Genomic DNA, 4045 nt, shown 5'->3' on the forward strand with positions numbered 1-4045 from the left:
AGCCACCAGAGCTGGTCGTCGGTGAAGGCTGCTCCGGTCTGGTGCTGGCGGTGTAGCCAGGTGTCGAAGCGGTCCTCGACCGTTGCCCGGTACGGGCGGAGCTGTTCGTCCACGCCCAACTCATACCTGATGAGCGAGATCAGGTCGGGGATGCCCGCCTCGCGCCCGTCGGAGCGGACGGCCACACCAAGATCCTCGTAGTACGTCCAGAGTACCTGGGGTGACCAGGCGTAGTGGGGGCGGCGGATTTCCGCGTTCAGTGACCGCAGCGCCTCGTAGGCTTCCGCGGGCGCGGCCGAGCGCGGGCTGGTCAGGGCGATGGTCACCGCGGGGAGGCGGTCGCGTTCCTCCCGCAGCAGCCGGGCCCAGCGGGCGATCTGCTCGCGGGCCCGCTCCGCGCGGGGGATCTCGTGGACCCTGGTCACCTCGACGGCGGTGGTCTCGTCGATGACGTAGTCCTTGTCGCGGCGGATCTCGATGATCTGCCGGCGCAGCTCGGGGCTGCCCGTCAGCGGCGCGATCGCGTCCTCGACGAGCTGCCGGGCGGCCGCCTTGCCGCCGTCGGCCAGGGCTTCTTCCTGCCGGTCCGGGTCCACCGCCCGCACGATGGCGCCGGCGATCTCGGAGAGGGTCCGGCCGCCCGCGGCCCTGGTCAGGGCGTCGCGTTCCCCGGTGGTGAGCTGCTGGTTGAGGCGAGCCAGCCGGCCGGCCAGGATCTCGGCCTCGCTCAGGGCGATCGACTTCGTGCCGGCCCTGTCCAGCAGCTTCGCCAGCGAGACCTGCCGTTCGGTGGCGGCGGCCAGGGGCTTCGCGTCGACCAGCGGGGAGTCGGTGACGCCGACCGCGTCCACCAGGATGAAGCGGTCCTTGCGGACCGTCTCGTCCGCGTCGGGGGTGACCTCCTGGAGCTCGGTCGGGTCGATGGTGCGGGCGCCGCGTCCCTTCATCTGCTCGAACAGCACCGCGCTGCGCACGTCACGCAGGAAGATGACGCACTCCAGGGCCTTGACGTCCGTCCCGGTGGCGATCATGTCGACGGTGACGGCGACCCGCAGGCGGGGGGAGGTGCGCAGGGCGCGGATCAGCTCGTCCGGGTTCTCCCCGGCCTGCCGGCTCTTGTAGGTGATCTTCTTGGCGAAGTCGTCGCCGCGTCCGAAGATCTCCTTGACCTGGGCGAGGACGTCCTCGGCGTGGTCCTCACCGACCGCGAAGATCAGAGTCTTGGGGAGCTCGCGCCGGTTCGGCGGGAACCAGCTCCGCCAGCTGTCCCGGTAGGCGGTGAGCACCGCGCGGATCTCGTCGACGGCGACCACCGACCGGCCGATCTGGCTGGTGGTGTAGGTGAAGTCGTCGTCGAGCTCCTGATAGCGCTGCCGGCGGGTCTTCCTGTCCCGGACCCGCACGGTGGTGCCCGACTCGATCGTGGCGACGCCCTTCTCCCGCAGGTCGGTGTGTATGCGCACGACGTCGAAGTCGACGTTCACCCCGTCGGCGACCGCCTGCTGGTAGGTGTACTCCGACACCAGGTTACGGTTGAAGAAGCCAAGGGTCTGCTGGGTCGGGGTGGCGGTCAGGCCCGCCAGATGGGCGTCGAAGTAGTCCAGGACGCCGCGCCACAGGCCGTAGATGGAGCGGTGGCACTCATCCACGACGATCACGTCGAACGCCTCGACCGGGACGGCCGGGTTGTAGGCGACCTCGGCGGGCTGGTCCAGCGCGTACGGCTCGTAACCGGCCCCGCTGGCCCCGTTGGCCCCGTCGGTCTCGTCCGCGTCGTCGGTCTCGATGTCGGGGAGCTGCTCGCCGCGCAGCAGTGCGTACATCCGCTGGATCGTGCAGATGACCACCGAGGAGGTGTCCTGCAGCCCCGCCGGGCCGAGGCGGTCGATGTTGTAGAGGTCGGCGAGGCGGCGGCCGTCGTCCGGGGTGGTGAACCGGCGGAACTCGTCGTGGGCCTGGCGGCCCAGGTTGGTGCGGTCGACGAGGAACAGGACCCGGCGTGCCCCGGCGTGCCGCAGCAGCCGGTAGGTGGCCGCCACGGCGGTGTAGGTCTTGCCGGCGCCGGTGGCCATCTGGATCAGCGCCCGCGGCCGGTCGTCCCCCAGAGAACGTTCCAGGCCGTTGATCGCGTCGACCTGTGCCGGGCGCAGCCCGTTCGGTTCCAGCTCGGGGAGCTGGCGCAGGGCGGCCCGCCAGGTCGGGGCGTCCGGGTGCTCGCCGGCGCGCCGCATCCAGGCCGCGACGGTCTCGGGCCGGTGGAAGGTGAAGACCGCCCGGGAGCGGGCGTGCGGGTCCAGCCGGTTGAGGAAGTAGTTCTCGGTGCCGGTGGTGGCGTAGCGGAAGGCGAACGGTTCGGACTCCCGCCAGACGGCGTTGCGGTGCCGTTGGAGGACGCCGGCCGCGTACCGGTCGTTCTGCTCGACGGCGCTGGAGAGATGGTCGCCCTCACGCTTCGCCTCGATCACGCCGACGATCCTGCCGTCGACGTAGAGGACGTAGTCGGCGCGGCCGGTGGCCAGCGTGAACTCGCGGACCGCCACTCCCTGACCGGCCGCGGGATTGACCTGGTCGCGGTCCTGAACGAGCCAGCCGGCCTGGCACAGCATCCCGTCGATGGCGGCCCGGGCCTGCGTCTCGTTGAGCGGCGCCGGGCGCTGGGCGCGCTGGATGATGACCTCGCGCTGCCGGACGTCGACCTGACGGGGCTGCTGGCGGGTGGCCTCATAGCTGGCGTGCTGGGTGTCGCGGAGCCGCTCGAGCCGGGCGGTGAGCTGTTCGACGGTGTCGAGGAGCTGCCGGCGGTTCGCGTCGGCGCTGGCGATCAGCCGTTCGGCCTCGGCGCGGGCCCGCCGCTCGGCGTCCAGCGCGCTGGTGGATTCGGCGAGCCGCGTACGGGCCTGGGTCAGTGCCTGCCGATGGCCGGCGAGGGCCTCGCGCAGCTCGGCCAGCTCGGCCGGGTCTGTGATCGTGGCACCGTCGCCCGGGTCGGTGGGTGGGACGAACTCGGCGATCGTCCGGCGGCCGGAGACCGCGTCGTGGAACCAGATGCCCAGCTGGTAGCAGATCCGCACGGCGACCAAGGCGCGGGTGCTGTCGAAGAGGTACTCGTGGGCGGCCCTGTTCCTGTCCCGGCGCAGCCGGTCGAAGTCGGTGCGGACCCGGGCGCTGAGCACACCGGCCTTCGTCAGCGCCGCGAGCCGGTCGACCTGCCGGGTGCCGTCGAGCCGGATACCGATCCTGGCGATCATCTCTTCGGCCAGCACCTCGCCGAACTGGCCGGACTGGATCAGCGACGCGTTCGGGTTGGTGAACACCGTCGCCTCGGCGAAGGCGCCGTAGACGGCCAGCAACGGCTGGAGCGGATACAGCGGCCCGAAGTTCGGCGACCCCTTCGCGGCCCCACCGAGCCGCTCGTCGACCAGCACCATCCTCGCCCTCGCCCCCGCCCAAGGCCACCAGCAAGCCCCTAACCATACGAGACCCCGGATACCGGCCCACTATCACCTCAACCCCGCAAACCCCCCGGCAGGACAACAGCATGACCACACTCCTGGCCAGAGCGGACCCCGCCGTCGCCGGCCACAACATGCACCCCGCGACCGACGACATAACGGCTTACCCGCCGACCGGCCCCGCGCGTGCGAGGAGGTGGGCGGCCTGCTCGGCAAGCCTGGCGAGCAGCGCGGTTATCTCGTCTGCCGTGGACTCATAGCCGCCGCTCACGCGGTGACCAGGTCGCGGGCGGGGACGAAGATGCTGAGTTCCTTCAGGAAGCCCGGGGTCCTGGCGATGACCTGCTCGCGGGTGAGGAACGGATGGTCGGGAATCCACGGCTCCGGCAGGCGCCTGGGCTCGCACCATGCCGGCGGTCTGACACCAGCCTGATCGAACTCACGGCGTGTCAGAACGGCGAGCAGGGTGTCGAATCCGGCGCTCCCGGTGGTCGGCGGCGCGGCCTCCCAGCCGGAGACCGCGGGATCGCCGTCCTTGAGGAGCATGCCCAGATGGTCGCGGCCCTGGGGGTGACCCGCGCGGTGGCCACCTG

1 protein-coding gene and 1 pseudogene are annotated in these 4045 nt (G+C 71.3%); both read right to left on the reverse strand.

Annotated elements, in window-relative coordinates; all coding sequences use genetic code 11:
• The coding region (locus tag AC5LUJ_RS12750) for a type I restriction endonuclease subunit R (RefSeq protein WP_493464982.1) at positions 1 to 3428 on the reverse strand (3428 nt) is incomplete at its 3' end.
• 291 nt (positions 3429 to 3719) lie between these two features.
• A pseudogene (locus tag AC5LUJ_RS12755) lies at positions 3720 to 4045 on the reverse strand (XRE family transcriptional regulator); the annotation flags it as partial.

It is taken from the genome of Protofrankia sp. CiP1_Cm_nod3 (assembly GCF_982290655.1).